The organism is Gordonia sp. IITR100 (assembly GCF_002009645.1).
GTDB classification, from domain to species: Bacteria; Actinomycetota; Actinomycetes; order Mycobacteriales; family Mycobacteriaceae; genus Gordonia; species Gordonia hongkongensis.
The window spans coordinates 134,687-154,052 of the sequence record NZ_MVKV01000006.1 but is presented as its reverse complement, the minus strand read 5'-3'; the positions used below and the strand labels follow the sequence as shown (position 1 = coordinate 154,052).

The window sequence follows — 19,366 nt, the reverse complement described above, 5'->3', positions numbered from 1 at the left end:
CATCATTGTCCACGACACGTCGAATACGCTGGCTACCCGTGTCCCCGCATCCCCGTCGCCTCCGGTCCGTCGTCTCGTCGATCGGGGCGGTGACCGCGCTGTCCGTACTGGTCGCGGGATGCGCATCGGGTCCCGACGAGACGCCCGGCGCTCCTACGGCGAGCACATCGGCGGGCTGCAGCACCGACTCGCCGTCCCGCGCCGCCGGTGCGGCGCCGGTCCCGATCGCACCGGCAACGGTGACGATCGTCGACGCGGGAACCGGGGAGCGCCGCGTGCCGACGGCCGCGCCGGACGTCGCGACCGCCCAGTCGGTGACCCTGGTGACGACCTCGGAGGTTGCGTCGCCGGGCACCTCGGACGCGCAGACCGTCGAGATGCCGCTGACCGCGCGGTTCGAGTGCGCCGACCCCGCCGACCTCGAACTCGACCTCGGCACGGTCACGTCCCCCGACACGACGCTGAACGACGAACTGTCGGCGATGGCCGGCGCGAAAGCCGGTCTCACGCTCGGTCCGGGCCTGGCGCCGGTGTCGCTGCGGATCGCGCCGCCGGAGCCGGCCGGCGGCGAGGCGCGACTGGCGGTCGAGCAGGCGCTGGTGTCGGCGTTCAACGCCGCGGTCGTGCTCCCGACCGAACCGGTCGCGGTGGGTGCGACGTGGCGGAGCGAGCGGGTGATCGCGGCCGCGGCGACCGTCACCCAGACCATCGAGGCACGGCTCACCGCCTGGGACGGCAACCGATTGACCATCGAGTACACCGCCGACGAGACCCCGGTGAACTCGGTGTTCGCGATCCCCGGCGGCAGTGACAGCCTCACCATCAGCCGCTACAGCTACTCCGGTCAGGGGTCGGTGACCGTCGACCTGACCCGGGGGCTGCCCATCGCCGGCGAGGCCACCTATCGGGGCGCCCGCGAGTTGGTCGGCGCGGACCCGAACCGGCCGCTGGTGCAGCGGACCGGACTGGCCGTGGCCTGGCGCTGAACGCCGACGGCCCCGGGTCACCGACTTCGGTCGGCGACGCGGGGCCGCGGATCATGCTGTGCGGCGAGTGGTCAGCTCGCGGGAGCGCACATGGCGCTCTCGACCTGGTAGAGGCCGAGGAGGTTGCACACGGTCTCGTTCGAGAGCTTCCAGCGTCCGTCGTCGAAGACGATGGTCGACTCGGCGTTGGTCGGCGGGTTGCCCGCGGTCTCGATCCGGACCTTGACGCGGGCCTTGTTCGGGCCGGCGCTGATCACGGGGTTGACGAGGACCCAGTCGACGTCGGAGTTCTCGGCACGCGCCTTGACCAGCTCGTCGAAGATCGCCGGGTCCTTCTCCGAACCCTCGACCAGTTCGACCTTCTCGGCCCGCGGGATGTCGGGGTCGACGGCCTGATCCACCATCTCGTTGAGGGCGGCAATCGACGGCGGGTTACTGCCGTCGGTGATCTCGGAGCCATCGCCGCTCGCGGCGGCGGTGGTGCTGGTGAGTGTCGGTGCGGGCGGGGCGTCGCTGTCGTCACTCCCGCAGGCCGCGACGGTGGTCATCAACGCGGCCGCGATCATGGTCGCGCCCAGAAACTTCCGATACTTCAACGATCTCCCTCACTGTGTTCTCGGGCATGGGGTGCGCCGGCGGGCGCTCTCGTACCGCGATGCCGGACGTGTCTGCCGGGTTCGACCCGACCGGACGTGTCTGCCGGGGTGTACCCCCAGCCGGACGTGTGTGCCGGGTTCCCCCCGGCGACGGCCCACACCACTATGCCAAACGGCAGGCACCAGGGGTCCCCGGTGCCCGGCGACACGCGTCGACGATCCGTCCGGCCGGCGGCGCCGAGCAGGCAACGCTTGACGGGCCGACCTGGTTCCGGTGACCCTTGGGCACCATGACAGGCACCCCGCCCGCGGCCGCCGGAGTCACCGTGCTGATCAGCACCGGAGGCACGATCGCCGCCCAGACCACCGACGACGGCGCGGTCCCGGCGCTCGGCTCGGCCGCTCTCCTCTCCGCCGCCGGGAAAGTCACCATCGGGACCGACATCGGGGCCGGGGACGACGGGACGTCGCGCACTCCGTCGGCCACCCGCACCGTCGACCTCATGTCGGTGGACAGTTCCGCGATGACCGTCGCCGACCAGTTCGCGGTGGTCCGCGCAATCGCCGACGCCCTGACCGACCCCGCCGTCCGCGGCGTGGTGGTCACGCACGGGACCGACACGATGGAGGAGACGGCCTACCTCGCCGACCTGTACGCCGCCGACGAGCGGCCGGTCGTGTTCACCGGGGCCATGCTGCCGTCTGATTCTCCTCGCGCCGACGGGCCGTCGAATCTCGCCGCCGCGTTGGCCGCGATCGACGACCCGGCCGCTCGCGGTCGAGGAGTCCTCGTGGCCATGGGGGGCCGGCTCCTGCCGGCACGCGGGTTGTTCAAGGTCTCCACCACCGACCCGGCGGCCTTCGACACCGTGCAGGGCACCCGTCGGGCCGACGACCCGCCGGTGCCGCGACGAGTGCTCGCCGGACCGGTACCGGTGGGCCGGCCGGCACGCGTCGATGCCTTCACCCTCTACCCGGGCGTGTCACCGGGACTGATCGCCGCGTCCGTCGCGCAGAACGCCGCCGGCGTGGTCCTCGCGGCGACCGGCTCCGGGAACACCCACCCGGACATCACCGCCGAGGTGGCACTCGCCGTCCAGCGCGGGGTGACCGTCGTCGTCACCAGCCGCGTCCCGTACGGCGAGGTGACCGCGACCTACGGCGGGGGCGGCGGCGCAGTCGATCTGCGGCGGGCCGGGGCGATCGTGTCACCCTGGCTGCGCGCACCGCAGGCGCGCATGGCGCTCATCGCACTGCTGACCTCGGGTCACGATCTCGAATTGATCACCGATTTCTTTGTCGCACAACAGGACTGATTGCTGCCACCGGCACCCGCCGGGTGGCGGTCACGGCCGGTCGATACCGTGCCCGATCGGTCAACCGTCGCCCGGAAGATCCCACTCGAGGCTGTCGAGCGGATCCGCCGGACGGAGGTTCGGATCGTCGACCGGAAACGTGCGCGTGCGCCCCGGCCCGCTCGTGCGGGTCTCGAATCGCACGGTCACGACCCCGTGTCCACTCCCCTGAACCCAGCCGTGCCCGTGGTCGGGGTGGGTCACGTCGGCGCCGGGGCCGAAGCGGCCGACCGGCATCGAACTCCCTCCCGGCGCGAACCGCGGGGGTTCGGGCGCCGAGTCAGCTATCTGGACGGCCGACGCCTCGGCCCCGGCCGGGTCCGGTGACGTCGCCACCTCGGCGCCGCCCCCCGCTGCCGCACCGTGGCCTGCGGCGGTGTCGTGGTGGGTGGTCTCGACATCGGCCGGTCCCTCGCTGCCCAGCTCGTCGAAGAGGGCGTACTGCTGCACCGCGGTCAACCCCGAGAAGCTGACGCCGACAAGGCGAATCGCCCCGATGGAACGCGGATCGAGCGCGAGCCGCTGCGCCGTCCGCTCGAGGTCGTCGAAGTCGGTGGTGGCCGCCGCGGTCGTCGCCGAGCGCGTCAGGATCGACATGTCGGATCTCTTCAGTTTCAGTACGACGGTGCGCGCTCCCCGGCCGTCGGTGAGCAGTCGGCGGTGAGCGCCGGCGGCGGCCTTGCGGATGGCGGGACGCAGCGCGTCGAGTTCGACGATGTCCTCGGCGAAGGTGGACTCGGCGCTGATCTGCTTCGAGGAGGCACGTTCGGCGACCGGCCGGTCGTCGATGCCGTGGGCAAGGCGATGCAACGCGGGACCGACGGTGGCGCCCAGCACGGAGGCCACCTCGACCGGCGACATCGCCGCGAGGTCACCGATGGTCGCGATCCCCAGCCGCGCCAGCCGATCGCCGGACACGGGCCCGATGCCCCACAGCTTGCGGACCGGGAGCGAATGCAGGAACTCCAGCTGGCCGGACGGTGGGATCACCATCACCCCATCGGGTTTGGCCATCCCCGAGGCGATCTTCGCGAGCTGTTTGCCGCTTCCGAGCCCGACCGACGCGGCGAGTCCGACCTCGCTCCGGATCCGGGATCGAAGCTCCTCGGCGAACTCGCGGGCCGCGTCGACGGTCGCCCCCGCGAGTTCCTCCGGCTCGCCGAACGCCTCGTCGAACGACAGCGTCTCGATGACCGGAACAGCCTCGCGCACGATCCCGAAGACACGTTTGCTGACCGTGCTGTACACCGATCCGCGCGGCGGGATGACCACGCCGCTCGGCCCGATGAGCCGACGCGCCTGGTGCATCGGCATCGCCGAGCCGGCACCGAACACGCGCGCCTCGTAGCTGGCGCCGGCGACCACCCCGCGCCCACCGGACCCGCCGACCAGTACCGGGCGGCCGCGCAGCGTCGGGCGGGTGAGCTGTTCGACGGAGGCGAAGAACGCGTCCATGTCGAGGTGCATCACCCAGCGTGGGCTGCGTTCGGACCCCCGCCCCGACACCGCACCGACCGGGCGCGGCGGTTCGGGTTCGAGGCGTGACACCTCCCCGAGTCTAGTGAGCAGCGGTGACGGCGAAGACGGGGATCAACCCGGCGTGGGCGGCGAGATCCTCATCCGACGAGGCGAGCTCGAGGCCCGCGGGCAGGAACCGCCCGACCTCCCACCCCCAGCGGCGCAGGTACTCCCGGATGACCGGCGGACGAAGCGCGGGGTCGAGCTCGGTGAGGGTGACGACGGCCCGACGTCGGCCGCGGCGGAGTTCCACCGTCCCGGCCGCGCGTGCGTTGCGGACCCATTGCGTGTCGCCTCGGACGGCGACCAGGAATTCCGCCCCGTCGAGTCGCAGCACGTTGACCGGCACCCGCTGCGGCGTGCCGGTCTTCCGGCCGACGACGGTGAGCGTCTGGGCCCCGGCCAGGTTGACCCCGCGGTCGGCGAGCCAGCGCACCGCGCGGTTGAAGGCGGCGTCGAATCCGCTGGGGGCCTTGTAGTGGGTGGTCGCGGTCATGATCGGCCTTTCGTCGAGGTGATGAATCCGAGAGCAGTGCTCTCGAAATCGAGTATGCAGCCACGCCGCCAGGAAATCAAGAGCACCGCTCTCGGTTGTGGCAGGATCGTCGCCATGGCCACCGGACGAACCCGCGCGGAGAACCGCGCGATGATGACCGACGAGATCCGTCGACTGGGACGCGAACACCTGACCACCTACGGCGCCGCCGGGCTCTCGTTGCGCGCCATCGCCCGCGACTTGGGCGTCGTCTCCTCGGCGGTGTACCGGTACGTCCCGAGCCGCGACGAGTTGCTGACCATGTTGCTGGTGGAGGCTTACACCGATGTCGCGGACGCCGTCGATGCCGCGGCCGATTCCATCGCCACCTCCCGACGGCGCGATCGACTCGCGGCCGCGGCCGCGGCCGCGCGGACCTGGGCTCTCGCCGAGCCGTCCCGATGGGCGCTGATCTACGGAAGCCCGGTGCCCGGTTACTCCGCCCCCGGCGAGCGGACCATCGGGCCCGGCACACGCATTCCCGTGCGGCTGCTCCGCGAGTGCTCGGCCGCTCACGCCGAAGGCCTGCTACGCGCCGACCTCCCCTCTCCCACACCGGATGTCGCCGCGGACATGGACGCGATCCGCGACGAGTTCGACCTCGACACCCCCGCCGCGGTCCTGGCCGCGGCCACCACGTTGTGGGCCGTACTCGTCGGCGCGATCAGCCTGGAGACCTTCGGCCAGTACGGGACCGACACCTTCGCGCATCCCGAGCAGCTCTTCCGGCTCCAGATCGAGCAGACACTGTCGGGCCTGTTCGCCTGAGATCGGACAGAGTGCGGTATTCGTACCGGTTTCCGGTACAGATCCCGCACTCCGCGCGGTGGGTGGATCAGCGGGTGACCGGCCGACGGAGCTCGACCCCGACGAGCTTGTCGGGGTTGCGCATCACGTAGATGTCGACGATCAGGCCATCGACGACGCGGAGGGTGATCGCGGTCTGCAGCCGGCCGTCGAAGTAGAGGATCATCCCGGGCTGACCGTTGAAGACCACGAACTCGGCGCGGTAATCCTCGAGCACGGCACCGATCCGGGTGAACCCCGAGAGCACCCGCATCACCGCGGGCGCCCCGCGCATGGGCTGCCGTACCGCGGTGGTCTTGCCGTTGCTGTCCGAGGTCAGCACCACCTCCGGTGCCATGAGGGCGATGAGGGCGTCCGCGTCGCCCGACTCGGCCGCGTCGAGGAACGTCTCGACGACCTCCGCGGCGCGGGCACGGTCCATCGGATCGAACCGGGGGCGCCGACGTTCGACGAACGACCGGCCCCGTTCCGCGAGCATCCCCACCTCGTCGAGCGACCAGGACAGCGACAGCATCGTGGCGATCGTGTCGTCGGCGAATCCGAAGACCCCACTCAGGACGTACACCGTCCGCTCAGCGGGCTCGAGTTCCTCCAGAACGAGCAGCATCGCGGTCGACGCGAACTCCGCAAGACCCGCGTCGGCGAGGACGTCGCCGTCGAACCGGATGGGATCGGGCAGCCAGGGTCCGACGTAATCCATGGCAACACGTCGACGCGCGGTCAGCGTCTCGAGCGCACGCCGGGCGACCTGCGCGATGAGGTGCGCTCGGGCCGACCCGGGGCCGAACGCGTCCACCGGAGCGCTCGCCGGATGATCCCAGAGGCAGTGTCGGACAACATGATCGGCGTCCACAGCCGAGCCCAGGATCTCGTAGGCCACCGTGAACAGCAGCGGTTCGAACGCGGCGGATCGCGCCGGGATCGGGTCCACGTCCATGCGGGTCATCGGGGTCTGCCCCCTCGTAGATGGTTCGGGCGGCGAACGACGCGCTCGGGTGTGTGCTCACCCCGCGGGGCCATGTCGCGGCAGTCTCCACACCGTACGTGGCGCAGCACCACCAGGGTGCGACTGTTGCGATCGGTGTCCCAGATCGTCTCGTCCGACCTCCCCGCGCGGCCGACGACAACGACACCGCGCGAACACCCGGCCGGGATGTCCGCGCGGTGCCCGGGTCAGCGGATCAGTTCGCCTTCGTCACGTCGGCGGTCACACCGTCGCCCAGTTCGATGCTGCCCGCGTCACCATCGCCGGTCACGTCGAACCGCACCGCGAGCACCTCGCCGGCGATCAGGTCGGCGTGCGTCCTCGCCCAGTCCAGACGTTCGGCCGGTACGACGAGTCGCACCGTGATCCGGTCGGAGACGTCCAGTCCCAGGGTGCGGCGCGCATCCTGCAGCTCGCGAACCCGGTCCTTCGCCCACCCCTCGGCCTCGAGTTCGGGCGTGACCGCCGTGTCGAGGACGACCAGGCCGTTCCCGCCCGGCAGCTCCGCGGTCGAGTCCGGTTCGACGGCCACCAGCCGTCGGGTGAACTCCCCGTCGTGGAGTTCGATGCCGTCGGCGACGACGACCTCGGACCCGTCGGCGCCCTCGCGCGCAGTCCAGTTGCCCGACTTCACCGCCTTGATCGCACGCTGTACGTCCTTGCCCAAGCGGGGGCCGGCGGCACGCGCGTTGACCGCGATCTCGTAACGCCCGTACTCGCTGGCATCGGCCGCCAGAGTCACGTCCTTGACGTTCATCTCGTCCTTGATCAGGTCGACGAACGGCTCGAGCGCGGCCGCGGTCGGCGAGGCCACCGTCAGACCCGACAGGGGCAGCCGGACCCGCAGCTTGTTGGCCTTGCGGACGCTCGACGCCGTCGAGCACACCGCCTGGACCTGGTCCATGGCCATGACCAGGTCGGCATCGGCCGGCAGCTCATCGTTCGTCGGCCAGTCCGTCAGGTGCACCGACCGCTCCCCGGTGAGACCCCGCCAGATGGCCTCGGTCGCCAGCGGGAGCAGCGGCGAGGCCAGCCGGCAGGCGACCTCGAGCACGGTGTACAGGGTGTCGAAGGCGTCGGTGTCCTCGTCCTGGCCGGCCCAGAAGCGCGCCCGGGAACGACGCACGTACCAGTTGGTGAGCGACTCGACGAACTCACGGAAGGCGTCGCACGCCCCCGCGATGTCGTAGGTGTCGAGCGCCGCGGTCATCGTGTCGCGGGTCGTCGCCAGCTTGGCCAGGATGTAGCGGTCGAGCACATGCTGCGAGTCGGTCCGCCAGGTCGCCGGGCGCTCGGCGTAGAGCTGCAGGAAGCTGTAGGCGTTCCACAGCGGCAGAAGCGCCTGACGCACCCCTTCCCGGATACCTCGCTCCGTCACGACGAGGTTGCCGCCGCGCAGGATCGGCGAGGCCATCAGGAACCACCGCATCGCGTCCGATCCGTCGCGATCGAAGACCTCGTTGACGTCGGGGTAGTTGCGCTTCGACTTCGACATCTTCTGCCCGTCGTCACCCAGCACGATCCCGTGCGCAGCAACGGTTTTGAAGGCCGGCCGGTCGAACAGCGCGGTGGCCAGCACGTGCAGCGTGTAGAACCAGCCACGGGTCTGCCCGTTGTACTCGACGATGAAGTCGCCCGGGTTGTGGGCCGGGGCGTGCGCGGAGTCACCACCGTCGAACCAGTCGCGGTTCTCGAACGGATAGTGCACCTGGGCGAACGGCATCGAACCCGACTCGAACCAGCAGTCGAGGACCTCGGGCACCCGACGCATGGTCGACTTCCCGCTCGGGTCATCGGGATTGGGCCGGGTGAGTTCGTCGATGAACGGCCGGTGCAGGTTGTCCGGACGCACCCCGAAGTCGGCCTCGAGGTCGTCGAGCGAACCGTAGACGTCGACGCGCGGGAACTCCGGGTCGTCGGACACCCAGACCGGCAGGGGCGCACCCCAGTACCGATTGCGGCTGATGTTCCAATCCCGGGCGCCTTCGAGCCACTTGCCGAACTGTCCGTCCCGGATGTGTTCGGGCACCCACGTGATCTGCTTGTTCAGTTCGACCATGCGGTCGCGGAACTGCGTCACCGCGACGAACCACGACGGCACCGCCATGTAGATCAGTGGCTGGCCCGACCGCCACGAGTGCGGGTAGGAGTGCTCGATGGTCTCATGGCGGAGGATCCGGCCGGATTCCTTCAGGTCCTTGATGATCACCGGGTTGGCGTCGAACACCATCAGACCCTCGTACGGCGGGACCTGCGCGGTGAAGCGTCCGCCCGGGTCGAGCGGTTGCACCACCTCGATGCCATTGGCGGTCGCGAGGTCCATGTCCTCCTCGCCGAAAGCCGGTGCGAGGTGCACGATCCCGGTGCCGCTGTCGGTGGTCACGTAGTCGCCCAGCAACACGCGATGGGAGTTCGGATGGCCGGCGAAGAAGTCGAACGGCGGTGTGTACGACAGGTTCTCCAAGGTCTTGCCCAGGTGGGTGCCGAGCACCTCCGGATCGGCGATCTCCTTCGCGTACGCACCGATCAGCGCCTCGGCCAGCAGGTATTCCCGGCCGTCGGCGGCCTTCACGTGGACGTAGGTGACCTCGGGGTTCACCGCGATCGCGAGGTTGGACGGCAGGGTCCACGGGGTCGTCGTCCAGATCAGCGCGTTGACTCCGTCGAGGGAGGACAGCGGACCGTCGGGCACCCGCAGCGGCATCGTGACGGTGACCGCCGGGTCCTGCCGCATCCGGTAGGCATCGTCGAGCTTGGACTCCTGGTTGGACAACGGCGTCTGCTCGTACCAGCTGTAGGGCAGCACTCGATAGCCCTGGTAGATGAGCCCCTTGTCGTAGAGCGCCTTGAACGCCCACATCACCGACTCCATGAAGTCGAGATCGAGTGTCTTGTAGTCGTTGTCGAAGTCGACCCAGCGGGCCTGGCGGGTCACGTAGTCACGCCACTCCCCCGTGTACCGCAGCACCGAGTCGCGGCAGTACTCGTTGAACTTCGCCATGCCCATCTTCTCGATCTCCGACTTGTCGGTGATCCCGAGCTGGCGTTCGGCCTCCAGCTCGGCAGGCAGACCGTGTGTGTCCCAGCCGAATCGGCGGTCCACCTTCTTGCCACGCATGGTCTGGTACCGGGGTACCAGATCCTTGACGTAACCGGTCAGCAGGTGACCGTAGTGCGGCAGGCCGTTCGCGAACGGCGGACCGTCGTAGAAGACGAACTCCTCGGCGTCGGCCCGGTTCTCGATCGACGCGGCGAAGGTCGAATCGGAGTCCCAGTACTGCAGGACCCGCTGTTCCACGGACGGGAAGTCGGGGGCGCTGCGCCCGGTGCCCCCGGTCATGTCGACCTTGGGATACACCCGCCCGGACTGAGTGGGGGCGGACTGGGTGGGGTCGGTCGCGTCGCTCACGGCTCGTCTCCTCGTGCCTGGTGATGTCTCATCGGCACGGGGACGCACACCGGAGGTCTGCGCGGTACCACCCCGCTTGCGTCGGAGTTCCGACGCCACTCGACGAATCGCGACGGTTGGTGACCGTACGATCCTGTGGCTGTCACGGGCCACGCCCGCCCGGTTCTACTGGGAGTCACGCATTCGCACCGTCCACTGGACGCCGCACTCGATGACACCGTTCTTCCGGGTGCTCCCCGGTGATGGCCGGATCAACGCGTGAACCAGTGTAGCGACGACCGACCCGGTCGGGCCAATGGGTTCTCGACCGGTGCGCGACCGTGCGGGTGCGCTCAGTCCGGCGGCGGATGCCAGTTCGGATCAAGCGGATCGAAATCCGCACGCCGACGACGCGGCGCGGACTCATCGGGACTTGTTGTCCAGTCGTCCGGGCCGGCGGCGTCGCCGCCCGGCACGTCGTCGGGGACCCACCCCGGAGACTGCGGGTCGAAGGGACGCGGAGCCGACGGCGGGCCGACCGGAGGCCGTTGGCCCCTGGTCGGAGGCGGGCCGGATTGCGGAGGACCGAATTGCCCCTGCTGCGGCCGGGCCTGCTGTTGCGTCCACGATGGTTGACCGACCCCGGGTGGTCGGCTCTGCGGTCCTACGCCGGGCGGTCGGGAACCCGGCGGCGGACCGGGGCGACCACCGGCGACATCGACACCGGTGGGCGGGGCCCCGCGGGGCGGCCCGTCACCACTCGGACCGTCACCGCCGACCGAACGCAGATAGTCCTCGAGGTTGCCCTCACGACGCTCGGGAGCAGGACGATTCGGCGGGACCGAACCAGCGGGCGCGGCCATTCCGGGGTCGAAGGCCCCGGGCCGATAGCCGGCGGGCTCGGAATCGCCGACACCGGGGGCGTCGGCGGCGGGGTACCGACGCGTCGGTGCATCGTCGCCGCGATCGCCGGCCGGGTCGTGCCGGGTGACAGCGTCGTCATCGGCGTCGTGCGACGGATCGGTGTCGCGACCGGCGCCCGGGACCATGTCTTCCAGTGACCGGGCCGCTTCGCCCTTGCGACCGGCGAACACGTCCATCAGGAGGAAGCCGAGGCCCACCAGACAGACCACGATGCAGGCCACGGCCAGCCACACGGTCCCGGTGATGAGACCGAGGATGAGCAGCACGAACCCCAAGAGGGTCGCGGCCAGCGCCAAGGTCAGCACATCACCAGCCTAGTGCGCACCGATCCGCCCAGGTCAGCTGGGTGAGTAGCTGCTGAATCCACCGTTACCCGGATCGTTCGAGAACGACTGATCGGGTCGGCCGCCCTCGACAGGCGCCGCGCTGCCACGCTGCTGGAGTTCCTCGAGCTGGGATTCGAGGTAGGTCTTCAGACGCGTACGGTATTCACGCTCGAAGGTCTTGAGCTGCTCGATCCGGCCTTCCAGCACACCGCGCTGCTGGTTGATCGTGCCCATGATCTCGCTGTGCTTGCGCTCGGCGTCGCTCTGCAGGGCATCGGCACGTTCCTGTGCCTGCCGCAACTGCGCCTCCGACCGCGTCTGCGCGTCGGCGAGGATCGCCTCCGAGCGCTGCCGGGCATCGGCGAGCATGGCATCGGACTTGGTCTGCGCCTCGGAGACCAGCGTGTCGGCGCGCGTCTGGGCGTCGGACAGCATCGCGTCGGCGTCGGCGCGTGCGCTGCCGGTGAGCCGGTCCGCGGTGTCCTGGGCGAGCGCGAGAACGCGTGCGGCACGCACGTTGGCGTCGTCGTTGGTCGCCTGCGGGGCCGGCGTCGGCGCCGGGGCGGGCGGCTCGGGTGCCGCGGCGGGCTTGGCGAACATCTGGGTCCGGTCGTCCGCCTGGGCGCCACCACCGGAACGGGCATCGGCGAGCTCGCTCTCGAGCTCCTCGACGCGCTGCTTGAGGTCGGTGTTCTCTTCGATCAGCCGTGCGAGTTCGGCTTCGACGAAGTCGAGGAACTGATCGACCTCGTCTTCGTTGTAACCGCGCTTACCGATGGGCGGTTTGCTGAACGCGACGTTGTGCACATCAGCTGGAGTCAGCCGCATGTCGGTTCCCCTCATGTCTGGTGGTGAACTTGTGTTCAGTTGGCGGGCCGTCCAACCCGGATCGCGCGACGGTGAGTCGTTCGACCGATACAGGTTGTCACTAACTATTCATACCAGTCAAAAATTGTAACTGGCGTCCAATCCTGTCACACGCGAACCGTTGGTCGCATCTCTGCGATGCGCTGTTGAAATGAAACAGTCATCCGAAGATGACTTATAACGGTAGACCATCGCCGTGGCACGGGGTACCCGCCGCCCGATCGGGTGCGCCCGCCGGGGACGGACCCTTCGTGACGCGCCCTCCGCAAGCTCCGGGCGCTCCTCAGGGAGCAGGGGGACGCGCCCGCAAGCTCCGGGCGCTCCTCAGGGAGCAGGGGGACGCGCCCGCAAGCTCCGGCCGCTCCTCAGGGAGCAGGGGGACGCGCCCGCAAGCTCCGGCCGCTCCTCAGGGAGCAGGGGGACGCGCCCGCAAATTCCCGGGGCTCCTCAGGGAGCAGGGGGACGCGCCCGCAAGCTCCGGGACCCGGCGTCAGGGGCGGACGAGGTGTCCGGCGATCGCGAGCGACTCGGCCAGGGCGTCGGCGCGTAGGCCGTTGACGATGTTCATGCCGATGATCACGACGAGCATCACGATCATGAGCGACAGGTCGAGCCGGATGGGACCGAGTGGGATCGGGGGGAGAACGCGACGCAGCGCCTTGATCGGGGGGTCGGTCACGGTGAAGACCATCTCGATGACGACCACCGCGATCCCGGTGGGACGCCACTCACGCGCGAAGGTCCGGACCAGTTCGACCACCAGCCGGCCCAGGAGGAGCAACCAGAAGATCAGCAGGAGGTAGTACAAGACGCTCAACAAAATCGCAGCCACGCGTCAAGAGTGCCTGAACATCTCGGACGACGGCGAACCGAGGTACCCGACGCCGGTCAGGAGTGGTTGTAAAAGCCCGTCTCGGCGATCTTGCGGCGGTCTTCGGGCGACACGTCGACGTCGGCGGGCGACAGCAGGAACACCTTGGTGGCCACCTTGTCGAACGATCCGCGCAGCGCGAACGCAAGACCCGCGGCGAAGTCGACGAGGCGCTTGGCGTCGTCGTTGCTCATGTCGACGAGGTCCATGATGACCGGGTTGCCGTCGCGGAAACGCTCCCCGATGGTACGGGCTTCGCTGTAGTCCGACGGGCGCAGCGTGGTGATCTTCTGCAGCGGGCTGTCGGCGAAGACGCGCTCGAGTTCGCGGGGGTCGGCACCCGTCGACCGCGGCGCGGTGGCAGCGCGCAGGGCGGCGCTCGACGAACGCTGCAGCGGTTCGAGGCGGGCGGGCGCCCGCATCGGCCCCTCGCCCACCGCGCGACTGCCGGCGTAGGCGAACTCCGCCGCGTACTCCGGGGCCAGGTCGAAGCCGGCGTCGTAGTGGCGGTCGGACAGCTCGTCGCGGTACGCGATCTCGTCGCGGTAGCCGGCGTCCCGGAACGACGGCTCGTATCCGGGATCGTAGGAGGAGTCACCGTAGTAGTCGTCACGGTAGGCGCGCTCACGAGACCGCTCCCGCAGCGGCGGGGCCGACTCCTCGAGGTAGTCGTCCTCGTACTCGCTGGGCGGCACCATGCCGAAGTAAGCCTTGAACTTCTGCATCGTGGTCATTGACGGCCTCTCTGGTAGTGCGACGCCGGTTGCTGCCGTGCCGGATGGTGCATCTGTGGTCAGTGAGCTAACTGCGCTTCGTGTGTCACTTGGTTCTGGTGTTACCAATGTGATTACTGAGAGATTAGCGGCCGATCGCCCATGATCGCGGTTCCGACACGCACGCATGTCGAGCCCGCGGCGACCGCCTCCTCCATGTCCCCGGACATGCCCGCGGACAGTTCGACGGCGCCGTCGAATCGCCCGCGGAACGCCTCGTGGATGCGTGCGGCCTCGGCCATCCTGTGCCCGGGTTCGCCGTCCAGCGGGGCGATCACCATGAGCCCGCGCAACCGCAGTGAGTCGGCCTCGACGACCCGATCGGCCAGAGCCGGGAGATCGTCTTCGACGACGCCGCCGCGTTGCGGATCGCCGTCGAGGCTGACCTGGAGCAGGATGTCGAGCGGATCAGCGCGCTCCCCCTCGTCGAGTGCCGCGACCGCGGCACGGTCCAGCGCGTCGACGACCTTCGGGCGGTCGACGGAGTGCACCGCGCGCGCCCACCGCGCCACCGACCGGGCCTTCTTGGACTGCACCGAACCGATCATGTCGAACACGGGGACGTCGCCGGGCTCCGGGGACTCCCAGTCCCTGAGCACCTCCGCCACCTTCCGGCCGGCCTCGGGTTCGCGCGACTCGCCGAACGCGCGCTCCCCCAGCTGCAGCAACCGACGGACGTCATCCGCGGGAAAGAACTTCGTGACCACGAGGAGGTGACAGGAGCCCGCCGGCCGATGGGCGGCCTCGACCGCGGCGTCGAGGCGCCGACGCACAGCGGCCAACCGTTCCCCCAGCTCGGCGGTGCGCGCATCAGATGACCCGGTCATGTCCCCATCCTTCTCGCCACCGGGTCACTCCCCGAGCGGGCGCCGCTCACCGGGTGCATCGTCGCCGTGTGCATCGCCATCGGGGTCCATCCAGATGACCGAGGCCAGGCGGCCCGTGGGTGCGCCCCGGCGATGGCTGAACAGGCTCGGGTCGGCGATGGTGTCCCGCGGGTCGACCGCGACTCCGGCGACGCCGGCCTCGAGCAACTGCCGCCGCAAGCCGGCACGCAGGTCGAGACCGGCCGTGCCCTTCTTGGTACGCACGGCGCTGCCCGGCAGATGCTTCTCTACGTCGGCCTGCATGTCGGCGGGCACCTCATAGTGGTCTCCGCTCGCGGCAGGACCGAGGAAGGCGCCGATGGACCCGATCCGGGCGCCGAGTTCGACCATTGCGCGCAGGGTGGCGGGCACGATGCCGATCCGGGCGCCGACGCGGCCCGCATGGACCCCCGCGATCACACCGGCGTCGTCGTCGCTGAGGAGTACCGGGACGCAGTCGGCGGACAGCACGGCGAGGGCGAGACCGGGCGTGGTCGTGACCAGCGCGTCGGTGGCGGGCACCGGCTCGGGAACCGGTCCGTCGACCACGGTGACGTTGCGACTGTGGATCTGTTCCATCCAGACCACCGACCCGGCCGCCACCCCGATCTGCTCGGCCAGCCGAATCCTGTTCGCCGCCACGGCTTCCGGATCGTCTCCGACGTGATCACCGAGATTGAACGAATCGTACGGTGACACCGAGACCCCGCCGGCACGGGTGGTGATGACACGACGCACCCGCATGCGCGGGCTCAGCGCTTCATGAACGACGGCACGTCGACATCGTCGTCGTCGAGCCGAACGGTGTTGCGGCGGGGCGGCTCCGGCTCCTGCTCGAACGGATCGCCCGCACCCTTCGGCATGTCCCCGAAGAGCGGATCGTTCTTCGGCGGCGACGCCACGGCGCCGGCCTGGCCCTGACCGACCGCGGAACGCCCCGCGGCGGCCGGGACGTCGGTCCGCTTCTTGGGTGAGCCACCGTCGAAGCCGGCGGCGATGACCGTGACCCGGACCTCGTCACCGAGGTTGTCGTCGATCACCGTGCCGAAGATGATGTTGGCGTCCTCGTGCGCGGCCTCCTGCACCTGGGTCGCGGCGTTGTGGATCTCGAACAGACCCAGGTCGCTGCCACCGGCGATCGAGATCAGCACACCGCGGGCGCCTTCCATCGAGGCCTCGAGCAGCGGCGAGTTGATCGCGGACTCGGCGGCCTTGCGCGCACGCTCCTCGCCGCGGGCCGAACCGATGCCCATCAGCGCGCTGCCGGCATCGCTCATGACGCCCTTGACGTCGGCGAAGTCGACGTTGATCAGGCCCGGCGTCGTGATGAGGTCGGTGATGCCCTGCACGCCGTTGAGGAGCACCTCGTCGGCACTGCGGAACGCGTCCATCAGGCTGACCTGTGCGTCGCCGAGCTGCAGCAGACGGTCGTTCGGGATCACGATCAGCGTGTCGCAGGACTCGCGCAGAGCGGTGATGCCCGCCTCGGCCTGTCCGCCGCGCCGCTTGCCCTCGAAGGCGAACGGCCGGGTGACCACGCCGACGGTGAGCGCACCGAGCTTACGCGCGATCGACGCGACCACGGGTGCACCACCCGTTCCGGTCCCGCCGCCCTCGCCCGCGGTCACGAAGACCATGTCGGCGCCCTTGAGCAGTTCCTCGATCTCGTCGCGCGCGTCCTCGGCGGCGCGGCGACCGACCTCGGGATCGGCACCGGCGCCGAGACCCCGTGTCGAGTCGCGCCCGACATCGAGCTTGACGTCGGCGTCGCTCATCAACAACGCCTGGGCGTCGGTGTTGATCGCGATGAACTCGACTCCCTTGAGTCCCTGTTCGATCATGCGGTTGACGGCATTCACGCCGCCACCGCCGATGCCGACGACCTTGATGACGGCCAGGTAGTTGTGCGGTGGCGTCATGCGCTCGCCTTCCTTGTGTGGTCGATCTCGTTGTTCGAGTTCTGGTCTCGATATGTCCTGTGTGAACCGGCCGGTCCACGTCCCGCTCGCGACAAACCCTAAACCTGAACCATAGATTTAGAGTTATGTCAAGTAACTCGTTGTGGTGATGACGCTAGGCATCGCAGGCCCCGGTATCCAGATCCGCGCTCGGCGTGTCGGGAAGTCGTGGCGAAATCCGCCGGAACCCTCAGCTTTTCACCGCCCCACGGGGGTCGTCCGGTTCCGTCTCGCGGGTCCGCCTCACCCCGACCGGTGATTTCGGGGTCGGCCGGATCCGGCGTGCGTCACCGATAGGCCGGGAACTCGGGACTCGACACGTTGTACATCCGCGCCTCGCGGGTGAGCAGATGCGTCAGTGTGCGGGCCTTCTCGGCGCCGCGGTCGCTGTCCCCCCACACCACGGTGCGCTTCTCCGACAGCGTGAACTCGATGTCGACCGGCGAGGTCGCGGTCACCCGGATGACCTGCCGCGCCAACGATTCGGGCAAGCCCGCCACCGCCGCGATGGTCTCCCTGGTGGTCGGGTCCGCCGGCCCCGGGTTCGGGGTGTCGAGAACCGGGAGCTTGAGCACCTCGGGCGGGACGCCCTGCGTGCGGTCGTAGTCGAGGAACGCCACCCCGGACTTGTCGAGCACGTGGACGTCGTCGCCGTTGTTCACGATCACGACCGGGACCCGCTCGACGACGGTGATGGTCAGCGACGAGGGGTAACTCCGCTGCACGCGCGCCGATTCGACGGACGGGATGGTGGCGACACGCTGCGCGACCGCCCGGGTGTCGACCTGCAGCAGCGGGGTGCCCGACGGCACTGCCGCGACCCGCAGGATCTCGTCGGCCGGAATCGACCCGTTGTCGCGGACGTCGGTGCCGCGCACCGACATCAGCGGCGTGAGGTAGGCGATGAGCACCAACCCGACGCCGGCCGCGACCACCATGAGCGTGCCGAGGACCACGCGCGACCGGCGGCGCTGCGGCCAGCGGATCACGACACCCGCCCCGTCCGGCCGTCGGAGTCCGCCGGGCCGTCGGTCGGAGTCGCGCCCGAACCCGTCACGGTGGCGGTGTCGGCGGTCGTCGAGGTCGAGGCCAGGGCGTCGAGGATCTCCGGACCCTGCATGGTGATGTCGCCCGCCCCCAGGGTCAGCACGACATCCCCGGACCGCGCCAGTCGCGCGACCTGCGCGGCCAGCCGCGACAGGTCCGGGGCGAAAATCCCCGGCACGGTCAGCTTGTCGGAGATCGTGCGCCCGCTGACTCCCGGGATCGGGGCCTCACGGGCCCCGTACACATCGGCGACGACCACTGCGTCGGCGAGGTCGAGAGCAGCGGCGAACTCATCGGCGAACTCGACGGTGCGTGAGTAGAGGTGCGGCTGGAACACCGCGATCACGCGCCCGCGCAAACCGCTCGGCCCGCCGCGGGCGGACACCATGTCCTGCGCCGCCGAGAGCACGGCCCGCACCTCGGTCGGATGATGGGCGTAGTCGTCGATGACCTCGACGCCGCCGCGCCGGCCGCGGAACTCGAAGCGGCGGTGGACACCGCCGAACGCGCCGATCCCGGCCACGATGGCGTCGAGCCGTCCGGCCCCGGTCGATGGGTCGGATGTCGCGACGCCGGGCTGCGCACCCACCCGGGCGGCACCGATCACCGCGGCGATCGCGTTGAGCGCCATGTGCTCGCCCGGGAGCGGGAGGACGATCGGTCGATCCTCGACATCCGGGCAGAGCGGGGAGGTGAACCGGACCGTGGCGGCTCCGCCGCCTCCGCGCGGCTCCCAGGACGTCATGGTCGCGACGTTGCGGACGGTCGGCGCCAGCGCGGCGTGGGTCCCCCGTCCGTATCCAAGGACCTCCACCCCGCGCGCGGTGAGCGACTCGGCGACGCGGCCGGCCAGGGCGGCCGAGCCCGGGTCGTCGAGGCACACGACGAGCGACCCGCCGCCCGCGATGCGCGCGACGAACCGGTCGAACACCTCGACATAGGCCTCGATGGAACCGAAGAAGTCGAGGTGGTCGGCGTCGATGTTGGTGACGACGACGACGTCGGGTGTGTACTCCAGCAGCGAGCCGTCGCTCTCGTCGGCCTCGGCGACGAAGATCGGGTCGCCACCGTGGTGGGCGTTGGTCCCCGACTCGTTCAGCTCGCCGCCGATCGCGAACGACGGGTCGGTCCCGGCATGCTGCAGCGCGACGACCGCCATCGAGGTCGTGGAGGTCTTGCCGTGGGTGCCCGCGATCAGCAGGCTGCGCTGACCCGCCATCAGCTGGGCCAGGACGCGGGGCCGTAGGAGGATCGGGATGCCGCGCGACCGTGCCGCCACGAGTTCGGGATTGGTCTTGGGGATCGCGGCGTGAGTGGTCACCACGACAGACGGGCCACCGGGGATCTGGTCGAGCGCCGACGGATCGTGCCCGACCTGCACCCGGGCGCCGCGGGTCCGGAGTTCGAGGATGCCGCGACTGTTCTTGGCATCCGACCCCGACACCTGTCCCCCGCGGGCCAGCAGGATCCGGGCCAGTCCCGACATCCCGGCGCCGCCGATGCCGACCATGTGGACGCGGCTCAGCTCATCGGGCAGCGACCCCGGAGCCGATGCCGTCTCGTC

The 19,366-nt window shown here is 69.9% G+C and carries 17 protein-coding genes; 3 read left to right on the top strand and 14 right to left on the bottom strand.

Going from position 1 to position 19,366, the window contains the following annotated elements; all coding sequences use genetic code 11:
* Positions 1 to 38 precede the first annotated feature (38 nt).
* The gene (locus tag B1818_RS11695) at positions 39 to 986 is read left to right on the top strand and encodes a hypothetical protein (RefSeq protein WP_078112843.1); all 948 of its coding nucleotides are present in this window, start codon (positions 39 to 41) and stop codon (positions 984 to 986) included.
* A 71-nt stretch (positions 987 to 1,057) separates the two neighbouring features.
* On the opposite strand, the gene B1818_RS11690 is transcribed toward B1818_RS11695, so the two are convergent.
* Entirely contained in the window at positions 1,058 to 1,534 is a 477-nt protein-coding gene (locus B1818_RS11690; protein WP_171011519.1) for a hypothetical protein, read from the bottom strand.
* A gap of 338 nt (positions 1,535 to 1,872) precedes the next feature.
* Between B1818_RS11690 and B1818_RS11685 the strand changes: the two genes are divergently transcribed.
* A complete protein-coding gene (locus tag B1818_RS11685) occupies positions 1,873 to 2,898 on the top strand; it encodes an asparaginase (RefSeq protein WP_078112840.1) in 1,026 nt (341 codons plus the stop codon).
* Between the two features lie 60 nt (positions 2,899 to 2,958).
* Here B1818_RS11685 and B1818_RS11680 read toward each other — a convergent pair whose 3' ends face one another.
* Together B1818_RS11680 and B1818_RS11675 are read right to left on the bottom strand one after the other, a co-directional pair.
* Positions 2,959 to 4,485 (bottom strand): DNA polymerase IV, encoded by a 1,527-nt coding sequence (locus B1818_RS11680; protein ID WP_265966486.1) that lies wholly within the window; start codon positions 4,483 to 4,485, stop codon positions 2,959 to 2,961.
* Positions 4,486 to 4,495: 10 nt separating this feature from the next.
* Positions 4,496 to 4,951: a nitroreductase family deazaflavin-dependent oxidoreductase gene (locus B1818_RS11675; RefSeq protein ID WP_078112838.1), complete on the bottom strand. Its 456-nt coding sequence runs from the start codon at positions 4,949 to 4,951 to the stop codon at positions 4,496 to 4,498.
* A gap of 114 nt (positions 4,952 to 5,065) precedes the next feature.
* Between B1818_RS11675 and B1818_RS11670 the strand changes: the two genes are divergently transcribed.
* A complete protein-coding gene (locus B1818_RS11670) occupies positions 5,066 to 5,758 on the top strand; it encodes a TetR/AcrR family transcriptional regulator (RefSeq protein WP_078112836.1) in 693 nt (230 codons plus the stop codon).
* Between the two features lie 67 nt (positions 5,759 to 5,825).
* On the opposite strand, the gene B1818_RS11665 is transcribed toward B1818_RS11670, so the two are convergent.
* From B1818_RS11665 to murC, 11 genes are all read right to left on the bottom strand, one after another.
* Complete coding sequence (locus B1818_RS11665) at positions 5,826 to 6,743, bottom strand: RNA polymerase subunit sigma-24 (protein ID WP_078112835.1); 918 nt, start codon at positions 6,741 to 6,743, stop codon at positions 5,826 to 5,828.
* A 235-nt stretch (positions 6,744 to 6,978) separates the two neighbouring features.
* The gene (gene ileS / locus B1818_RS11660) at positions 6,979 to 10,191 is read right to left on the bottom strand and encodes an isoleucine--tRNA ligase (protein WP_078112834.1); all 3,213 of its coding nucleotides are present in this window, start codon (positions 10,189 to 10,191) and stop codon (positions 6,979 to 6,981) included.
* Positions 10,192 to 10,523: 332 nt separating this feature from the next.
* Positions 10,524 to 11,399 (bottom strand): hypothetical protein, encoded by an 876-nt coding sequence (locus B1818_RS11655; protein WP_068970574.1) that lies wholly within the window; start codon positions 11,397 to 11,399, stop codon positions 10,524 to 10,526.
* 33 nt (positions 11,400 to 11,432) lie between these two features.
* Positions 11,433 to 12,248, bottom strand: a complete 816-nt coding sequence (locus B1818_RS11650) for a DivIVA domain-containing protein (RefSeq protein WP_058251721.1) — start codon at positions 12,246 to 12,248, stop codon at positions 11,433 to 11,435.
* 529 nt (positions 12,249 to 12,777) lie between these two features.
* On the bottom strand, positions 12,778 to 13,119 hold the full coding sequence (locus tag B1818_RS11645; protein WP_068970573.1) for a YggT family protein: 342 nt from the start codon (positions 13,117 to 13,119) through the stop codon (positions 12,778 to 12,780).
* Positions 13,120 to 13,175: 56 nt separating this feature from the next.
* Positions 13,176 to 13,892: a cell division protein SepF gene (locus B1818_RS11640; protein WP_068970572.1), complete on the bottom strand. Its 717-nt coding sequence runs from the start codon at positions 13,890 to 13,892 to the stop codon at positions 13,176 to 13,178.
* A 113-nt stretch (positions 13,893 to 14,005) separates the two neighbouring features.
* Positions 14,006 to 14,758 (bottom strand): YggS family pyridoxal phosphate-dependent enzyme, encoded by a 753-nt coding sequence (locus B1818_RS11635; RefSeq protein ID WP_078112832.1) that lies wholly within the window; start codon positions 14,756 to 14,758, stop codon positions 14,006 to 14,008.
* A gap of 24 nt (positions 14,759 to 14,782) precedes the next feature.
* The gene (gene pgeF / locus B1818_RS11630) at positions 14,783 to 15,541 is read right to left on the bottom strand and encodes a peptidoglycan editing factor PgeF (protein ID WP_058251717.1); all 759 of its coding nucleotides are present in this window, start codon (positions 15,539 to 15,541) and stop codon (positions 14,783 to 14,785) included.
* Between the two features lie 8 nt (positions 15,542 to 15,549).
* Complete coding sequence (gene ftsZ / locus B1818_RS11625; protein ID WP_058251716.1) at positions 15,550 to 16,716, bottom strand: cell division protein FtsZ; 1,167 nt, start codon at positions 16,714 to 16,716, stop codon at positions 15,550 to 15,552.
* Between the two features lie 326 nt (positions 16,717 to 17,042).
* On the bottom strand, positions 17,043 to 17,744 hold the full coding sequence (locus tag B1818_RS11620) for a cell division protein FtsQ/DivIB (RefSeq protein WP_065632300.1): 702 nt from the start codon (positions 17,742 to 17,744) through the stop codon (positions 17,043 to 17,045).
* Positions 17,741 to 19,312, bottom strand: coding sequence for a UDP-N-acetylmuramate--L-alanine ligase (gene murC, locus B1818_RS11615; protein WP_217700284.1), 1,572 nt, complete (start codon positions 19,310 to 19,312; stop codon positions 17,741 to 17,743). The genes B1818_RS11620 and murC overlap by 4 nt, the downstream gene beginning before the upstream one ends.
* Positions 19,313 to 19,366 lie beyond the last annotated feature (54 nt).

Coding starts and splice junctions, on each gene's coding strand:
- B1818_RS11690 (WP_171011519.1), bottom strand. CDS start 1,534: ATGACCACCGTCGCGGCCTGCGGGAGTGACGACAGCGACGCCCCGCCC.
- B1818_RS11685 (WP_078112840.1), top strand. CDS start 1,873: ATGACAGGCACCCCGCCCGCGGCCGCCGGAGTCACCGTGCTGATCAGC.
- B1818_RS11675 (WP_078112838.1), bottom strand. CDS start 4,951: ATGACCGCGACCACCCACTACAAGGCCCCCAGCGGATTCGACGCCGCC.
- B1818_RS11670 (WP_078112836.1), top strand. CDS start 5,066: ATGGCCACCGGACGAACCCGCGCGGAGAACCGCGCGATGATGACCGAC.
- B1818_RS11665 (WP_078112835.1), bottom strand. CDS start 6,743: ATGACCCGCATGGACGTGGACCCGATCCCGGCGCGATCCGCCGCGTTC.
- B1818_RS11650 (WP_058251721.1), bottom strand. CDS start 12,248: ATGCGGCTGACTCCAGCTGATGTGCACAACGTCGCGTTCAGCAAACCG.
- B1818_RS11640 (WP_068970572.1), bottom strand. CDS start 13,892: ATGACCACGATGCAGAAGTTCAAGGCTTACTTCGGCATGGTGCCGCCC.
- B1818_RS11635 (WP_078112832.1), bottom strand. CDS start 14,758: ATGACCGGGTCATCTGATGCGCGCACCGCCGAGCTGGGGGAACGGTTG.
- pgeF (WP_058251717.1), bottom strand. CDS start 15,541: ATGCGGGTGCGTCGTGTCATCACCACCCGTGCCGGCGGGGTCTCGGTG.
- ftsZ (WP_058251716.1), bottom strand. CDS start 16,716: ATGACGCCACCGCACAACTACCTGGCCGTCATCAAGGTCGTCGGCATC.
- murC (WP_217700284.1), bottom strand. CDS start 19,312: ATGGTCGGCATCGGCGGCGCCGGGATGTCGGGACTGGCCCGGATCCTG.